The sequence below is a fragment of the Bacillus sp. AFS023182 genome, assembly GCF_002560575.1.
GTDB classification, from domain to species: Bacteria; Bacillota; Bacilli; order Bacillales; family Bacillaceae_G; genus Bacillus_A; species Bacillus_A arachidis.
Map to the genome: position 1 here is coordinate 1 of NZ_NTRO01000028.1, position 17845 is coordinate 17845.

At 33.7% G+C, this 17845-nt stretch carries 18 protein-coding genes and 1 pseudogene; 14 read left to right on the forward strand and 5 right to left on the reverse strand.

What is annotated here, in order from left to right; translation table 11 throughout:
* The first annotated feature begins 280 nt into the window (after positions 1-280).
* Together CN288_RS14540 and CN288_RS14545 are read left to right on the forward strand one after the other, a co-directional pair.
* Complete coding sequence (locus CN288_RS14540) at positions 281-784, forward strand: GNAT family N-acetyltransferase (RefSeq protein WP_016131669.1); 504 nt, start codon at positions 281-283, stop codon at positions 782-784.
* 284 nt (positions 785-1068) lie between these two features.
* Positions 1069-1887 (forward strand): SDR family NAD(P)-dependent oxidoreductase, encoded by an 819-nt coding sequence (locus CN288_RS14545; RefSeq protein ID WP_026591687.1) that lies wholly within the window; start codon positions 1069-1071, stop codon positions 1885-1887.
* A gap of 223 nt (positions 1888-2110) precedes the next feature.
* Here the strand turns inward: CN288_RS14545 and CN288_RS30040 are convergent.
* Positions 2111-2227: pseudogene (locus CN288_RS30040) on the reverse strand (protein kinase); the annotation flags it as partial.
* A gap of 130 nt (positions 2228-2357) precedes the next feature.
* On the opposite strand from CN288_RS30040, the gene CN288_RS14555 reads away from it, so the two are divergent.
* The 4 genes from CN288_RS14555 (at position 2358) to CN288_RS14570 (ending at position 4077) form a co-directional block, all read left to right on the forward strand.
* Entirely contained in the window at positions 2358-2561 is a 204-nt protein-coding gene (locus tag CN288_RS14555) for a hypothetical protein (protein WP_098302531.1), read from the forward strand.
* A 268-nt stretch (positions 2562-2829) separates the two neighbouring features.
* Complete coding sequence (locus tag CN288_RS14560) at positions 2830-3033, forward strand: helix-turn-helix transcriptional regulator (RefSeq protein WP_026592059.1); 204 nt, start codon at positions 2830-2832, stop codon at positions 3031-3033.
* Positions 3033-3332, forward strand: a complete 300-nt coding sequence (locus CN288_RS14565) for a hypothetical protein (RefSeq protein ID WP_026592058.1) — start codon at positions 3033-3035, stop codon at positions 3330-3332. Before CN288_RS14560 ends, CN288_RS14565 begins: the two co-directional genes overlap by 1 nt.
* Before the next feature lie 235 nt (positions 3333-3567).
* Entirely contained in the window at positions 3568-4077 is a 510-nt protein-coding gene (locus tag CN288_RS14570) for a GrpB family protein (RefSeq protein ID WP_026592057.1), read from the forward strand.
* Positions 4078-4343: 266 nt separating this feature from the next.
* Here CN288_RS14570 and CN288_RS14575 read toward each other — a convergent pair whose 3' ends face one another.
* Positions 4344-4790, reverse strand: a complete 447-nt coding sequence (locus CN288_RS14575) for a hypothetical protein (protein WP_026592056.1) — start codon at positions 4788-4790, stop codon at positions 4344-4346.
* Between the two features lie 119 nt (positions 4791-4909).
* On the opposite strand from CN288_RS14575, the gene CN288_RS14580 reads away from it, so the two are divergent.
* A complete protein-coding gene (locus CN288_RS14580) occupies positions 4910-5824 on the forward strand; it encodes a helix-turn-helix transcriptional regulator (RefSeq protein WP_441296560.1) in 915 nt (304 codons plus the stop codon).
* A 399-nt stretch (positions 5825-6223) separates the two neighbouring features.
* On the opposite strand, the gene CN288_RS14585 is transcribed toward CN288_RS14580, so the two are convergent.
* Positions 6224-6715 carry a hypothetical protein gene (locus tag CN288_RS14585; protein WP_255259981.1) on the reverse strand — a complete coding sequence of 164 codons (492 nt, stop codon included), beginning with the start codon at positions 6713-6715 and terminating at the stop codon, positions 6224-6226.
* 618 nt (positions 6716-7333) lie between these two features.
* Between CN288_RS14585 and CN288_RS14590 the strand changes: the two genes are divergently transcribed.
* A complete protein-coding gene (locus CN288_RS14590; RefSeq protein ID WP_000597922.1) occupies positions 7334-7789 on the forward strand; it encodes a GNAT family N-acetyltransferase in 456 nt (151 codons plus the stop codon).
* Between the two features lie 126 nt (positions 7790-7915).
* Here CN288_RS14590 and CN288_RS14595 read toward each other — a convergent pair whose 3' ends face one another.
* Complete coding sequence (locus CN288_RS14595; protein WP_098302533.1) at positions 7916-8458, reverse strand: hypothetical protein; 543 nt, start codon at positions 8456-8458, stop codon at positions 7916-7918.
* A 467-nt stretch (positions 8459-8925) separates the two neighbouring features.
* Positions 8926-9747, reverse strand: a complete 822-nt coding sequence (locus tag CN288_RS14600) for a YwqG family protein (RefSeq protein WP_026592053.1) — start codon at positions 9745-9747, stop codon at positions 8926-8928.
* Positions 9748-9861: 114 nt separating this feature from the next.
* Between CN288_RS14600 and CN288_RS14605 the strand changes: the two genes are divergently transcribed.
* From CN288_RS14605 to CN288_RS14635, 6 genes are all read left to right on the forward strand, one after another.
* Positions 9862-10662: a polyphosphate kinase 2 family protein gene (locus CN288_RS14605; protein WP_026592052.1), complete on the forward strand. Its 801-nt coding sequence runs from the start codon at positions 9862-9864 to the stop codon at positions 10660-10662.
* Positions 10663-11184: 522 nt separating this feature from the next.
* Positions 11185-12444: a GTPase HflX gene (gene hflX / locus CN288_RS14610; protein ID WP_026592051.1), complete on the forward strand. Its 1260-nt coding sequence runs from the start codon at positions 11185-11187 to the stop codon at positions 12442-12444.
* Between the two features lie 328 nt (positions 12445-12772).
* The gene (locus CN288_RS14620; RefSeq protein ID WP_026592049.1) at positions 12773-14335 is read left to right on the forward strand and encodes a Vga family ABC-F type ribosomal protection protein; all 1563 of its coding nucleotides are present in this window, start codon (positions 12773-12775) and stop codon (positions 14333-14335) included.
* Positions 14336-14737: 402 nt separating this feature from the next.
* Entirely contained in the window at positions 14738-15946 is a 1209-nt protein-coding gene (locus tag CN288_RS14625) for an MFS transporter (protein WP_026592048.1), read from the forward strand.
* Between the two features lie 15 nt (positions 15947-15961).
* Complete coding sequence (gene cysK, locus CN288_RS14630) at positions 15962-16879, forward strand: cysteine synthase A (protein WP_098302534.1); 918 nt, start codon at positions 15962-15964, stop codon at positions 16877-16879.
* Positions 16880-17003: 124 nt separating this feature from the next.
* Positions 17004-17828, forward strand: coding sequence for a DUF4037 domain-containing protein (locus CN288_RS14635; protein WP_090688354.1), 825 nt, complete (start codon positions 17004-17006; stop codon positions 17826-17828).
* The last annotated feature ends 17 nt before the right edge of the window (positions 17829-17845 follow it).

Genomic DNA, 17845 nt, shown 5'->3' on the forward strand with positions numbered 1-17845 from the left:
TCGATGTTGCATGAGCTTAATCTGACGGCAATGTAGATTTAAAATAAAGTTTGATAATTTATAATAAAGATTGATAATTAGTAAAAGAGTTTGATAAAAAGGTCTATTTTGTAGGGAAATTGCTTATGCATAAAATAAAGCTAATTTTTTGTATACAGTAGCTATAAACTCTCTCGAGATTTGGAAAATAGATTCGCGAATCAACCAGGTTTCCAACCTGATGTGGTGATGAGCTGCGAAGCTATTATGAGTGCAGTGACATAATTAGGAGGTTTCCACTATGACAGCTTTATTTAAACCTATGGCGTTCCATCTGAAAACTGAACGACTTGACCTGAGTATGTGGGAGGAATCAGATTCAGCCTGGTTGAGAAAATTAATTGGCGAACGTGGTGTGGACATGCCAACCCTTGACTCCGTTCGTAGCTATCTTATTGAGATGCGCAAGAAAGCGGCTGAAAATGGCATTTCTCTTCTCACTATCCGTAGGCGAGACGAAGGCGATTTCATCGGGTACTGTGGCTTGATTATCGGCCGTTCCACCCTTGAAGAGCCTGAGATCGCATACGAGTTGTTCCGCAGTGTTCATGGTAAAGGATATGCGACCGAGGCAGCATCCGTTGTGCTGGACGCTGCGATTGCTACCGGGCGTCACAGACTTTGGTCGACTGTGGGCGCTTGGAATGTTGCGTCCCTTCGAGTTCTGGAAAAAATAGGATTTAATCGACATCACAGTACGTGGGACGAGCGCGGTGAGATTGTTTGGAACGTACGCGATTTTTAGAGATCCCGACCTAATTCGAAACTATGGAAAAGGAGAAAAGGTCATTAGTTTAGGGGAGAATCCACATCGCTATCAACCTAATAAAAAAAAATACTCCCTAAAATCAAAAAATACGCTATTCTTTCTGTAGACTCATAGGAAAGGATGGCGTGCACTTTAATAGCACAGGTGCTAGAATTGTTGCAGCCGAATATGCGTCGACTATAGATCGACTCTTATATAACAGGCATTAGGTAGTAGCAATTAATTTTGTATAAGGTAGGGTGCATGAAGGAGGAATTATGATGGGGGAAGGTAGGAAAGTTTCTATAGTAACGGGTGGTGCATCGGGGATAGGCCAGGCGCTTTGTAGCGAATTAGTATCCCGTAATGTCTTTGTCATTATCGCAGATATTAATAAAGTAGAAGGAAAAATTGTAGAGACTGAGCTAAACGAAACTGGAATCAATTCTAGGTATGTGTACTTAGATGTTACACATTTTGAAAGTGTGGAGCGAACAATTACGGATATATATAAAGAGTTTGGTAGATTAGATTATCTCTTTAATAATGCTGGTATTGCTATGTATGGCGAATTTTATGATATGTCGATTGAAGACTGGAAAGAAATCATGAATATTAATTTGTGGGGAGTCATTTACGGAACTCAAGTTGGGTATAATCTTATGAAAGATGAAGGATTTGGCCATATTGTGAATACAGCATCAGCAGCAGGACTTGGTCCCTCTCCTATATCCTCAGCTTATTCTACAACGAAACATGCGGTTGTAGGTTTAACGACATCTTTACATTATGAAGCAGAAGAATATGGGATTAAAGTAAGTGCATTATGTCCGACATTCGTTGATACTCCTATTTTTGATACCGCAAAAGCAGTTCATATTGATAAATCTGTGATGACAGAACAATTGAAAAAACAAAAAATGATGTCTCCACAGCAACTTGCGAAAATTACCATCAATGGTATTCATAAAAATAAGCCGATTATTTGTCCAATGTCAATGCGAAGAACAATGGATATTATTTTTACTTTGTTTCCATCAGTTCATAGAAAATTGATGAGATTTGTTTGTCAAGTAAGTAGAAAAGCTCGCATGAATTAATAAAAAAACACGCTATTCTTTTTTGTAGAAATACAGGGAGGAAAGGCGTGTTTTTTATATGTATATCTATTTTGATTTTTCAACATATAAGTAGCTGTTATGCAAAGTAAAACATGCCCTACACTCGCTTTCTTTATTTTCATCCTTGCATGTGTTGATTTGAAATTAAGCTGCACAGTATATAAAAAGTCATATCAATTTGAAAAAGATGAACCAAAATATCTTATTTCAATAACAACTGTGATTGTATGTTAAGAAAGGAATGATTATTTTCAATCCTTATTCTATAAAGGTTCATTATTCGTACTTGTTCTTCGGTTAATTCCTCTTTATTCCAGTACGTTTTTTTAACTTTTCATTTTCTTATAAATACAATATTTTAATCAAAATGGGTGTTTTTGCCCATCCCCTCGAAAAGGGGGAATAAGAAAAAAGCAAGCTTCCCTTTTAATATAACAGGAAGCATAACTTTGCATAAAATGCAGGTTTATGCTTTTTTTGTGCAAGAATATACTTCTCAAAAGTCATGTAAAAAAGATATTTTAGCGGTTAGCCTTATAAGTGTTTGGTGTGAAACAATTAAAGAATTAGAATTACTAGGGGTAGCACCACATTGCTATCAAGCTAAGAATTACAAATACCCCCAAAACGAAAAAATTGACATCTCCAGATGAAAATGTACAAACTTTTTGTTTTTGGGACACTTCAAGATACAACAAAAACAAATTACTAAAACTGCAACAAGGTTTCTAGCCAAAATAATCTTTAGTGCAAAGAATTCATAGTTTTTATCCCAAATAAATGTAACATCTTATAATTTTCACGTTTTTTCAGTTAAACATATAATGTGTTATTCAGTTTATAGTAATATATTCTTTACTTTTTGTAAAAAATATATTACTATCGAGTTGAGATAACTGTGTAATAGAAGAGAGGAATGACATGCTCGAAAATAATATAGCGGTAGGAAGAGCTGAAAAAAGATGGACGCAACAACAATTAGCAGATGCAGTTGGTGTCAGTCGACAAACTATAGTAGCTTTAGAAAAAAATAAATATAACCCTTCTTTGATTTTAGCTTTCAAAATTGCTAATTCGCTTGAGAAAGAAATAACTGATGTATTTAAATATGAGGAGGATGAATGATGGTTAATATTGCTACGATTGTAATTTGTGTGTTGGTAGTATTAGTGTTCATTGCAGAAATTTACAAAATTACGTTTGAACGTCGGATGGAGTCACAAGATGAGAGAGGACAAATGTTCATCTTTAAAATTAAGTCACTATCTTATACTGTTCTAACGGTTGGTATATTAATTGGAGTAGCATTAATAGCAATATTTAAGTTAATAGATAAGGAATATTTTATTTATTATGTAATGCTTGTGTTTTTTATTCAAAGTATAGCATCATCCATTTATTTGGCTATGGTTCGGAAAGTATAAAAACGGTTTACTAGATATAGGAATTACGTCCCATCGCTATCGAGCAAACTGTACACAAATATTAAAGTTGTTAAAAAAATAATAAAGTCCTTTAAAAATTAAAATAGTTATTTAAAAAGATGGTATGAATTGGAATTTCACACCATCTTTTTATTTGTATGCTATATAATGAAAAGAAAGAATATTTCGATATTATGTTCGTAAAAAAGGGCTGTATGCAGGAGGAGTTAATCAAATGTTAGGGTTACCCCATAGCGAAGTTTTTTTAGTTCCTTGGACTGAGGAATGGGAAATCGAATTTTCAAAAGAGAAACAATTGATTGAAAAACAAATTGGAGAATACATTTTGGCAATACACCATATTGGAAGTACTTCTATTCCACACTTGAGTGCAAAACCTATTATTGATATTGCGATTGAATTAAAGAATTTTGAAAATGGTGTGAAATGTATTGCTAAGTTAGAACAGTTAAATTATAGGTATAGAAAAGATGTATTACCTGAAAGATATTATTTTAATAAGGGAGAGCCGAGAACACATCAAATTCATATGTATGAAAAGGGTAATAAATATTTAATTAAACAATTGTGTTTTAGAGATTACTTAAAAAATAATAAAACTTCTCGGATTGAGTATGAACAGTTAAAGATTCAACTTTCACAGGCTAATCCCAATGATAAACATAAATATGCAGATGATAAAACAAACTTTGTTAAATCTATATTGGCTAAAATAAATAATTAAAAAAGGAGGCTATGTGTAACTATTCGCCTTCCGAAATTAAACAACTTTAATATTCTTAAAAAATCGTAAAGCGAAAGAAAAGCTAACCTTTTAAACATTTTTAGTAACCATCTATCAGCGTACAGATAAATGGTTACTTTATTTTTAAGAATATAATTAAACGACTTTATTATCTCTATACATAATAGATTTATTTTTCTCTAAATTCTGTTTATCATAAAAATAACAACTTTTTAATGAGAGGTGTCAAATTTGGAAACAAATATTTATTTTATTCGACATGCACATTCACAATCATCTAAATAATATACAACAAATATTTCCCGATCTTCATCTATTTCTGATGCACATCTTTTTAATGGCCTGCCCTGTAGAGAAGGATTAAAAATTAAAAGATGAGGTAGTAAGTCAGAAGTACTTTCTTTCTCAAGAACATGAAGCACCTCTCTTTGCGATGGGTCATCTTCATATTTTCGGTATTCAACACATCTAAAGTTATATTTCTTTGATTGAGTTAGGTAAGTTGTTTCTTCCTCCAACTTTTTAAGTTTAATTCTCACTACATCATCAACCCAAGAACCTATATTCTCGTAAACTACACCATTACTTACAATGTAATCAGTTATTAATCTCGCAGATAGCTCTTCATTTTTTAAGTTTTTACGTGAAAATAAAACTTCTTTCGTTTCAGTAATATATTCGATGGTATTCATTTTTGCATCAGCCTCCTTCACTTAGTTTAAAATTAGCTTATACTATAAATAAGACAGATTTTGTCATATTTATTGAAAAAGGTGATTAAATGTCTAAGACTAAACGTATCATTAGAATCATGCTGGCATTAAACAATAATAATTCCATTACTGCAAAGGAACTTGCTAAATCCGAAGGAGTCTCAGAGAGAACAATCCTCCGAGACATACAGGAGCTAAGTGAAATTTACTTTCCAGTCTATTCAGAAAGAGGTAGAAATGGAGGGTTTAGTACAATGAAAAATAAAATGATCCCTCCTATTTGGTTTAGTGAGGATGAAATAATAGCTTTATTTTTTGCAATAGATGCCATGCAATATGTTGGCTCCACTCCTTTTTCTTCTTCATATGAAGTAATTTTAAATAAACTGTTCAATATGATTCCTCAGGTAACTTCCGATGCAATTGAGAATACTAGAGACAAAATCTTGATGTGGCAACCAAATATTAAAGTAGATAAAAAGACGCTAAGAGACCTTTATGATGCATCTATAGAAGAGAAAACTGTAAATATCTTATATGAAACAACAGAAGATGAAATCTATAGAGAGATAGAACCTACGGGCTTATATGTATATAACGGGTATTGGTATTGTCCTGCTTACTGTAGAATGAGAAGAGGCATAAGGCTTTTCAGAGTAGATCGAATTAAAAAAACAATCATTAATTCTAACTCTCATTCCACTAATATCCATTTGAATGTTAAAGAATGGTTGTATTCTGAGTATGAATCTAATCCCATAAAGCTCGAAGTGAGTTTAAGCAAAGAGGGAAAAAGAAAAGCTGAGAGCATATCATGGTTAAGAGATAATATGGAATATAATTCGGATGGAACCGCGAAAATAACAAAGAATATTAACCCTTCAGAAGAGTGGTTTTATGTTGAACTACTTTGGAGTATTGGACCTGAAGCAGAAATAATAGAACCTGATTTCATAAAAAATAAGCTTATTGAAAGGGCTAAATCAGTGATAACAAAATATCATGACTTGTAGCTTAATTTGTATTTAATTTTATACTACTAGGCTGGATTGCTGCATAGATAATTGTTCCTTTATTCAACTAAAGAGTGCGATTGTGCCATAAAATAGATAAAAAATAATCAAACTTATTTCAAATCCACAACGCATGATGTTCCTATTAGCCACGAATTGTATTTATCCTCCTAAGTCTATTAAAACGCCAATATCCCCTACTATTGGTTTAGAAAGTAGGGGATATTTTTTGTAAAAGATTTACCGTTTTTTCTCAAAGCACTACATTACATTTAGAAAGAATAACGTTTTTTTACACTTAGGGGTAGTCGGAATTCTTAAGTTGATGGGCATGTGGCGATATCCCTTATTAACAATTTAATCTTTTATTCTAGAAATTTAAATTATATCAGGATGTTATTATGAATAACCTTTTCCTCTAAAATACTCTACACGCTTATCTACTCGTCGTTTCTTTTTATATTCCGTAGTCATAAGCAATGCACCCATTACAAACAAACTATTACTCACAATGATCCAAAGCATAGATAAATGTTGCGTTGTCAATAAACTAGGAAAAATTGCAACACACATGAAAAAAATCCGATGAAAGAACACTGCTATACAAACAGATAATGTAGTTAATAAAATTAAGAAAAAAGAAATAAATAGTTCCATATTAAAAAAACGCCACTGATATTCTTCATAAAAGTAAGCTATAATTTGTATTTCACATCCTAAAAATCCTAGCATATGACCAAAAACATGAAATTTATATCTATCTTGTTGCCTTCCCAGTTTCACAGCTAAACTTATAAGAGTACCCGTTACAACTCCAATCAATATAAATACTGCTACGTACCATAATGGTCTACCGATAGAAATGTCGACACCATAAAAGCCATAGAGCATAAGGGTTATACATACTCCTATCATTATAGTAGACAAAAAAACATCATATTTTTTATATAGAAATTTCTTTTGTAAAATCAACGAACTTATTAACATACAAGTACATGCTATTAAAGCAATATAAATAAAACCCCTCAAATCTCTCCCTCCTACATAGTAAATTTTACCATAATATTAACCTAAGCCTATATTCATGGGATCCCTAATAGAGATAACAGTAAGATCTATGATGTAAACAGTGAAATGACTTCCGATAACAAGAATTATTTGAACACAAAAGTCCCCCAGTTAAAGAATCTGGAGGACTTTTAATAGTCTTCTAAATACATTGAATCCCGATAATTAGAGCTTATGTAAACTGGGTATGTATAGTGTATTCACTTAAAAAAAACATTACCTAGCCCAAAATAAAGAAAATTTAATCATAAGAATAACTTGATAGAAAAACATGATATGATAAAAATAGTCCAAAAATTATAAATTTAAAGATAGTTAACGGTGAGAGAGGCTTTCTTTATGACAAACAGAAGGTCTTTTATCGGTAATGATTTTAAGGGAATAACACCTAATTAACTATAAGTGGTAGAGGTATTCTCTAAATTCGAAAGGGGAAAATTTATGATTAAAACCGCTGTGAAACTTGTAGAATTAAATGCAGAAAACTGGTATGAATGTTGTGAATTAGAGTTATCCGATGGACAAGCAGAATATATTGAACCAAATGCTATTTCAATAGCTCAATCAAAATTCGAACCAACTTTAAAACCTTATGCAATTTATTGCGAAGAAAAAGTGGTAGGATTTTTAATGTTTAATTCTGAAATGGAAGAACTTGATGGGTATTGGGTATATAGAATAATGATTGATAAGAAATTCCAAGGTAATGGTATAGGGAAAGCAGCAACTAATTTAATGATTGAAGAAATGACTAAATTACCAAATGCAAAAAAAATAGTAGTAGGTTATCATCCTGAAAATAAAGGAGCTCATTATTTGTATTCGAGTTTAGGTTTTGTTGATAATGGTGACAGGTTTGGTAAAGAAATGGCAGTTATAAGATATATAAATGACTAAGAAATCAATATAAAAAAGAAAAATTCAGAGTCACATATAGGGAAGGGTTTGCTTTTACTTCTGATATCGGGACTTACGTTAATTAAACAAACAAAGAGGTCTTAATAGACCTCTTTGTTTTATTCATCACTCAATAGTATTTGCAATTTGGACTAAGACTTTTGATGAAGCTTTATCTAATCCTCTACTATCAATGATTAGCATATATTGCCAACCATTCCTTTCAAATGTAAGAGTATCAAGACTTGAACTTTCCCTTATATGAAATAATATTGCTTTCGATTTATCCTTCAGTGTATATACACCCTTAGTCAGTTCTTGTTTAATTGGAATTGTATACTCTAAAGGGCGGATTCTTATCATATAATGTTTCGTACCCGTATGCTCATTTATATACTCAATTTCAAAACTGTCATTTACACTATATTCATTGTTATTACAATGTCCAAATTGATGAGTAAATTCTACTGATGGTAGCCTTGTCGGTAATGTAATGCCTCGTTGAAATAATTTTTCGCATTCAGCTATTGCTTCTCCGACAGATTTATAACCAATCTTATACCAAAACTTTTCAACAGAATGCTGTTCTTGAGCTTTAGCAGGAGTATTAATAACACTGATAATTAAAGCAAAAAGTATTGATATCAATATTATATGTCTTTTACTCACTAATGGGTTCTCCTTAAAAATACTTGCAATATACTGTATTGTTTATCATACCCTTTAATCTCAATATCATTTTTCACTTCCGATAACACTGATTATGTGAAAAGAGAGTAGTCCGTAATCATGTTAATAATGTAATGCAAAAACTAAGAGTCAAAGGATTTCACAAACAGTTATCATGTTTCTTCGTATAGCGTAATTTCAATTATAATGATTAGGCCAACTTTGTAGAAAAAGTTGGCTGTTTTTTCTACTGTCTTTCGTTTTATCCCGATATTTTAGGACAGTAAAACTCCCATCTCAAAATTTAGCGAAGGCTAAGAAGTTAGGTGGGAGATGAAGAAAAACCCCACTGATTAAAGTTTTACTTTATACCAATGACAGTAATGTTTAGAGACGGAGGGGGGATTATGCTGCGAATGCATAGTTAATTTACTATAAGCACTACACCGAGCCGGATACTTTCGGATTTAACAACATTGCAAAATCAACCATGTATTTTCAAAGTTTCTTTGCAATAAATCCTCTTTTTTGATCCAGAAATACAATAGACCAGTGTCTCCCCAATCCATTTCAGACTCATCGTTCGTATCAAGTTGTAACAGTAACATCCAATCTTGAGGACTACCGGATAAACGCTTTATTTCTTTCTCTGAAGGGTATCCATTTCCTAAAGAGATTCCGTTTGTAACAAGATGACACTCTTCAGCCATTTCTTCTGATTGTATAGCTTGTGCGGAGCCGAGTAAATGATGCAATCCATCGATATACAATTCTTCTATTTCTTTATAAAGATCCCATTCATCATCATGTGATAAACCTGTTTCACCGACTTTTTCTTTTGCTAATGTCCACGTTTCTTGAAATGAAATGATTGAAGGAGGGAACACTTCTGTTTGAAGTTCTCGTCGTTTTAGCTTTTCTATATTTTCCGTGTACATAACGCGGTGTCTTCCGGTATCCCTTGGATCAAATCCCCACGGTTGTTCTTCTGCGTCATAAAAGAAATACAACATGCCTTTTGTAGGTAGTGGGTTTCCTCTGTGATAGGATTGTACTTCTTCTAAATTCAGTTGCCCAATAAAGTGTAGCGGTATGTCGTTATATGTTGGAATCTTTAATTCATCAGGTAAATCTGGAAAACCTCCTAATTTTGACGTTCCGATTGCTATTTGCTCATCAGATCCTTTACGTAGATGAATTTGAATTGCTCGGTCAAGAGAATTTAAAATATGCTTTTCTAGATGAATGGCATTATACTTTTTGAGCGCATTTTGTAGAGTTTGTTTCATTATGTATCACCTCATTCTTATTGTACAACAATTTGGTAATGTTTTCTGAATAAGTAAGAAAATAGTGAAAATTATGTTAAAATATCATTAGCATGGAAAAAGGAGGAATATTTTATGACAAAAGATCGTCTTGCCCAAGTAGATTTAACGAAAAAAATGGAATCAAAATCAAAGTATAATAAGAAACTTGAGAAGTATCAAAGGCGCTTATTAGCGCTACAGCAAATTTTACAAAAAGAAAAAATAGCTGTTATCATGGCCATGGAAGGTTGGGATGCAGCCGGAAAAGGGGGAGCGATTAAACGAATTACTGAGCATCTTGATCCGCGTGGATTCCAAGTAAATCCAATTGGTGCGCCTGCTCCTCATGAACAACGTTACCACTATTTGCAACGCTTTTGGCGGAAAATTCCCCAGTATGGTCAAATTACTATTTTTGATCGCTCTTGGTACGGTCGTGTATTGGTTGAGCGTGTAGAGGGTTTTGCTACAAAAGAAGAATGGACGAGAGCATACGATGAAATCAATGATTTTGAAAAATTATTAACGGATGATCATTACATAGTAGCAAAATTCTTCTATCATATTAGTAAAGATGAACAACTGGCACGATTTAAGGATCGGGAGAAAAATCCTCTGAAGAGATGGAAAATTACAGATGAAGATTGGCGCAATCGTGAAAAGTGGGATGAATATGTCCGGGCAATGGAAGAAATGTTTGAGAAAACAGATAAACCGAATGCAAGCTGGAATATTATCGCTAGTAACGATAAATTATATGCACGTGTGAAAACATTGAAAGTGATCATTTCATTAATTGAAAATTATTTTATAGAGCATGGAATCGAATTACCATCATACTATCATGAAATGAAAAAGGAAATGCAAGAGGAAAGCGAACAAGTACAAAATTAAATTATGTCCTCTTCACCATAAGAAGTGTACGCAAAAAATGAAGAATATAATCGGAAATTGATGATTTTGTTTATGCCCATAAGTGAAGTTTATTCTTGTGAAAACTACATAATTATGCTAAGATTTATGTAACTTTTAATGAACGGAGGGGTCTCCTTTGATTTTAATCAGATTACGTCTCAATACTTTGTGCCAATAATTGAATAGCGCTCAAAGGCTCTGTCTGTGTACAGAGTGAACGGGATTGGTCTGCCTATTTTAAAGGAACCCTTTATTGAACAGATATGTGAAAAGAGGGAGGGACGAATACGCCCTCTTTTTGTTTTGCCTTTATAAATAGAATGATGTGATATATGTGTATGCTTCCTTGAATACGTATATCATTTGGGACTTATTGACCATGTAGCAATTTGAAAGCAATGCTTTCTTTTGTTTATTTGGTGTACTCTCATCCGTTTGCAAAAAGCACAGGCAGTGACCTGTGCTTTTTATTTTACGTAATCGAAATGGAGGAATTAATGTATGGAAGAACTAGTGCAAAAAGCGATATTAGTTGGAGTAAATTTAAATAATGAAAGTGATTTTGAATATTCGATGGAGGAGTTAACAAATCTTACGGAAGCGTGTGATGTGGAAGTTGTAGGGCGAGTTACACAAAATTTGCACCGCGTGAATCCATCACATTATATTGGAAAAGGGAAAATTGAAGAAGTTTCTACTTTTGTGAAGGAAGCAGATGCGAACATGGTGATCTTTAATGATGAACTATCACCTTCGCAAATTCGAAATTTAGAAGCTGATTTAGATTGTAAAGTCATTGATCGTACAATTTTAATTTTAGATATTTTTGCGCAGCGTGCGAAGACAAAAGAAGCACAGTTGCAAGTTGAAGTAGCACACCTGCAATATATGATGCCACGTTTAATCGGTCTTCGTGAATCTTTAGGAAGACAGAGCGGCGGCGTTGGTACGAAAAACAAAGGTGTCGGTGAGAAGAAATTAGAATTAGACCGTCGTAAAATTGAGGAACAGATTGCAGCGTTAAATAAAGAGTTAGAAGCGCTTGTCGCACAGCGCCAAACGCAGCGCAAACAACGTAAGAAAAATGAAATTCCTGTTGTTTCCTTAGTAGGATATACAAATGCGGGTAAGTCAACGATAATGAATACGATGCTGGAGATCTTTAACGGTTCTACCGAGAAACAAGTATTTGAAAAGGATATGTTATTTGCGACGCTGGAAACGTCAGTGCGAAATATTGAACTTCCAGATAATAAATCATTTTTATTAACAGATACAGTTGGGTTTGTAAGTAAATTACCGCACCACCTTGTGAAAGCATTCCGTTCTACATTAGAAGAAGTAGCGGAGGCAGATTTATTGATTCATGTAGTGGATTATGCAAATCCAAATTATGAACAATTGATTGAGATTACAAACCAAACTTTAAAACAAATTGGTGTTGAAAATATTCCAACGATCTATGCGTATAACAAATCAGATATGATGGATGTTGAAATCCCGAAAACTCAGGAGGATCGAGTGTATCTATCTGCAAAACAACAAATTGGGATTGAGGAACTTGTAGAAATGATTCGTTCGCACATATACAAAGAGTATATAAAGTGTGAGATGTTAATTCCGTATGATCAAGGGAAAATGGTCTCTTATTTCAATGATTATGCACATGTTATATCTACGAGTTATGAAAATGAAGGTACGAAAATTTCACTTGAATGTAAGACGAGTGATTTTGAAAAATATAAACATTTTGTCATTTAAAATGAAAAAGACATTGATTTTATTTGGAATTTTTAGTTATACTAAAAATAGCATGAATGAAATGAAAAGAACGGAAGGGTGACCCAATTACATGAAGTACTAATCCTATTTACGAAAGCAAACAATTGAAGGTTTTTTAGCATACGATAACGCTGTTATTTGTGATGCCTTCAATTTGCGTTTTTCAGAATAGGATGGGACTTCTATAGTTGGATCTAAAAGGGATAGTCTCTTTTGGTATGCACCTATAAATGATTGATGCCTCCTATTCTGAATGGATATAGGGGGCATTTTTTGTCTCCTACATTTGATAAAAGGAGATGTTACTATGTTTTTATTAGAAGCTAATTGTATAAAGTATTATGTAAAGGATCGTTTATTATTAGATATAGATCAACTACAAATTCAGCAAAATGCTCGAATTGGGTTAGTAGGTAGAAATGGAAGCGGGAAAACAACGTTATTTCAAATGTTAGCTGGGGAAATTTCTCCAGAAGAAGGAAATGTTATTCAACGTACTAAATGTGAACTTTTACCGCAACTTAAACGGACGGATACAACGAAAAGTGGTGGTGAAGTGACGCAAGAATATATTCAAAAGGTTTTTGTGAAAGACCCAGAACTTTTACTAGCAGATGAGCCGACAACAAATTTAGATACAGAACATATCGAATGGTTGGAGAAGAAATTGAAAAAGTGGCAAGGTGCATTTGTTGTTATTTCACATGACCGTGCGTTTTTAGATGCTCTTTGTACAACTATATGGGAATTGAATGAAGGAAAGATAAAAGAGTATACAGGCAACTATAGTGATTATGTAAAACAAAAAGAAATAGAGCTTCATCAAGAACAATTAGCTTATGAAACATATGAAAAAAAGAAAAAGCAGCTAGAAGAAGCAATGAAACTAAAAGAGAAAAAAGCTGAAAGAGCAACAAAAACGCCAAAAAAAGTAAGTAAATCCGAAGCGAGAATTACAGGAGCAAAGCCATACTTTGCCAAAAAGCAAAAGAAGCTACAAAAAACAGCATCGGCCATTGAAACGAGGTTAGAAAAGCTTGAAAAGGTAGAAAAAATAAAAGAAATTCCACCGCTTAAGATGAACCTGCCGAATGCGGAAACGTTTAAAAATCGGATTATTCTTCGAGTAAAAGATGTAACAGGGAAAGTTGGTGAGCGTGTACTTTGGAGCAAAACGAGTTTTCATATTCGAGGTGGGGATAAATTAGCGATTATCGGCTCAAATGGAAGTGGGAAAACGACACTTGTAAAAATAATTATGAATCAAGAGTATGGCATTAGACTTTCACCAGCTATGAAAATTGGTTATTTTAGTCAAAATTTAAACATATTAGATACGGAAAAATCAATTATCGAAAATGTCCAGTCTTCTTCCAAGCAGGATGAAACACTGATCCGAACGGTTCTTGCGAGAATGCATTTTTTCAGAGATGATGTTTATAAGCCTGTAAGGGTTTTAAGTGGCGGTGAACGAGTGAAAGTAGCGCTGACGAAGTTATTTTTAAGTGATATTAATACTTTAGTGTTAGATGAACCGACGAACTTTCTCGATATGGAAGCTGTTGAAGCGTTAGAGTCTCTTCTAAAAGAGTACGAAGGAAGTGTAATCTTTGTCTCACATGATCGCCGGTTTATTGAAAATATTGCTACAAGAATTTTAGCAATTCATGATCAAGAGATTAAGTTATTTGATGGAACGTATCAGCAATATAAACTCAATCAAGTGGAAAAGACGCGAGATACGAAAGAAGATCAGCTTCTTTTACTTGAAACAAAAATATCGGAAGTACTAAGTCGCTTAAGTATTGAACCATCTGAAGATTTAGAAATAGAATTTCAAAAACTTTTAAAAGAAAAAAGAGAATTATAATTAAATTTTATTTAGAAAATAAAAAGTACATTACGACTAATGGAGTGATGTACTTTTTTTTCTGAGCTAGATGTTGTTTCTTGTTTTTGCCACTATGCAGATAAAAATACTAATAATGTGAGTGAGGGTGCAACAATTTCTTTTGTCTTTTCTTCATAGTTTTCATGCTTTGCCTTCATTTCTGTCTAAGTATAAAAGAAGAAAAAATCGCTATAATTAAAACTGGTAATTCTTATATAAATATAATAGAGTAAATAATTTATATAAAATCGAAGTTGTGTTACTGGAAAAAGAGATAAAACCATTATAGAATAGGAAATGTTTCAAAAATCAGAAATTAGTACAGTAAGTGTACGGTTTATAGGTTGTATTTTCTGTTTTTAGGGAAGGAGAGAGTGAACTATGCAGGCAGTGTCAAAGGAAAATACAGTGGATTCACCGACGATTTATCGTATTTTATTTGCGATTAGTTTCGGCCATTTTTTAAATGACTCGATGCAGGCTGTTGTACCAGCGCTATTTCCTATTCTGGAAAAGTCGATGAATCTATCTTATATGCAAGTAGGGTGGATTGCATTTGCATTAAATATGACGTCATCGATTATGCAACCTGTATTTGGGATGTATTCAGATAAGAAGCCGTCGCCATTTCTCCTGCCACTTGGTATGTTTTCAAGTATGCTTGGGATGATTGGACTTGCGTTCGCGCCAAACTTTATTATCGTTATTATTTCTGTTTTATTTATTGGGTTAGGATCAGCGGTCTTTCATCCAGAGGGAGCACGGGTTGCTTATATGGCAGCAGGTACAAAGCGTGGTTTGGCGCAATCTATTTATCAAGTAGGAGGAAATACAGGGAATTCTCTTGCACCCATTTTTACAGCGTTAATTTTTGTTCCGTTTGGGCAAATTGGATCACTGGGATTCACAGCTTTTGCAGCAGTAGGTATTGTGCTATTAATTTTTGTTTCAAAATGGTACAAAAATGAGTTAGTAAATGGTGCGGTGCGAAGAAAGAAACGAGCTGCACTTGATGCTGAGAATGCAATTGTAAGTACGCATATTAAATTTGTAATCATTCTTCTTGTTTTCTTAACCTTTGTTCGTTCTTGGTATGGAGCTGGCATCGGGAATTTCTATCAATTCTATTTAATAGAGCATTACGGTTTGTCTATTAAAAATGCGCAGTACTTTGTATTTGCATTTATGATTGCTGGGGTGCTTGGTACATTCTTTGGTGGGCCTTTGGCCGATCGATTTGGTAAGAAAAATATTATCGTATTTTCAATGCTAGGTTCTGCACCGCTCGCACTTTTATTACCATATGTTTCTCTCGCATGGGTTGTACCGTTATTTTTATGTATTGGTTTTATTAGTTCTAGTAGCTTTAGTGTTATCGTTGTATATGCACAAGAACTTGTCCCGGGAAAAGTTGGAATGGTGTCAGGCTTAATTGTAGGTCTTGCGTTTGGCCTTGGAGCGTTAGGGGCTGTTGTTCTTGGGAAGTTAGCAGACGTGTATAGTCTGCAATTTATTATGGTATTATGTAGTTGTTTACCGTTAATTGGTCTTACGTCATGGTTATTGCCAAGTGATCGAAAATCACGATAGAATAGGGGATGCGCTATGAAACTATGTCATAATGTTACAGAATTAATTGGAGATACACCAGTCGTACGATTATCACGATTTGTTCCAGAAGATGCAGCTGATGTATATGTGAAATTAGAAATGTTTAATCCGTCTCGTAGTGTGAAAGACCGCGCTGCGTACAATTTAATTCATATGGCGGAAGAACAAGGTCACATTAAGCCAGGTGATACGATCATTGAACCAACTAGTGGGAATACAGGAATTGGTTTAGCAATGACCGCAGCTGCGAAAGGATATAAAGCCATTTTAATTATGCCAGATAATATGTCAAAAGAACGGATTAATTTACTTAAAGCATATGGAGCTGAAGTTGTTTTGACGCCAGCAGAGCAAAGAATGCCAGGAGCAATTGCAAAAGCGATAGAATTACAAAAAGAAATACCAAATAGTTTTATTCCACAGCAATTTGAAAACCCAGCAAATCCCAATATCCATCGTTATACAACAGCTCTTGAAATTTATGAGCAAATGGATGGAGAGTTAGATGCTTTTGTAGCAACTGCGGGAACAGGTGGAACGATTACAGGAACAGGGGAAACTTTGAAAGAGAAACTACCAAATATATATATTGCAGTAGTTGAACCAAAAGGATCTCCCGTTTTATCCGGAGGTGTGCCCGGGCCTCATAAGTTAGTAGGAACAAGCCCAGGGTTTATTCCTAAAAATTTAAATACAGAAGTGTATGATGAAATTATTCAAATTGTAGATGAAGAAGCGTTAAGTACAATGCGAAATTTAGCAAGACAAGAAGGCCTATTAGTAGGTCCATCTTCAGGAGCTTCCGTGTATGCTGCAATCATGATAGCGAAACGATTAGGTGCGGGTAAGAAAGTATTATGTATTGCACCTGATACGGGTGAGCGGTATTTAAGTATGGGATTATTTGAATAAGATATATTGAGAGAGTATGCATGGTGTATACTCTTTTTTTATTATAAAAGGTAAATTAAGGTTTAATATAGAAATGAATGAATATAAGCAAAGGAGAAGGAAGTAGTTTTAAGGAGGAAATAGAATGCAGTTAATAGATAAAGCAATAGAAATGACAGCAATTTATAAGCAAAATCCGAAAATAGAGGCAATTATTTTGGCAGGATCTGTAGCAAGGAAGTTACAGGATGAACATTCAGATATTGAATTACATATTTTATGGTCAGCATCGCCAGCGGATGAAGATCGTCAAAAACCTATTAAAAGTATTGGTGGAACTATTTTGTCATATCATCCTTATGAAGAGGAAGAATGGTCAGAAACATATTTGACGACAGAAGGGATTAAGCTAGAAATTAGCAACTTTTTAACAACGACAGTTGAAAAGTTTATTTCTGATGTAGTAGATAAATATGAGACAGATTATGAGAAACAATGCATCGTATCATCGATTCATGATGGTGTGAGTTTATACGGAGAAATGAAAGTAAATCAGCTAAAGGATAGAGTTGCAGAATATCCAGAGGAACTAGCGAAACGAATGATTATGGAAAATCTTTGGTTAAGCAATCGCTGGCATAATCGCGAGGCACTTTTGGCACGAAAAGATTGGCTTATGCTTTATGATATCATTTGTGAAGTGCAAAGAGATTTATTTGGTGTTTTATTTGGCTTAAATAAACTGTATGTGCATCATCCAGCTTTTAAGTGGATGTCTTATAATATTGAACGCATGAAAGTGAGACCTGAAAATTTGTATGAGCGTTTAACGGATACGTTATTAGGAAATCCCGAATATAGTGTGAAAGAATTAGAATTGCTAATTCAGGAAGTGTTACACTTGGTTCATACATATACTCCAGAACTAAATATTGATGAACAACAAAAACTTATTCAGTATGTAAAGTAGAAAAAAGAAGAGATGTA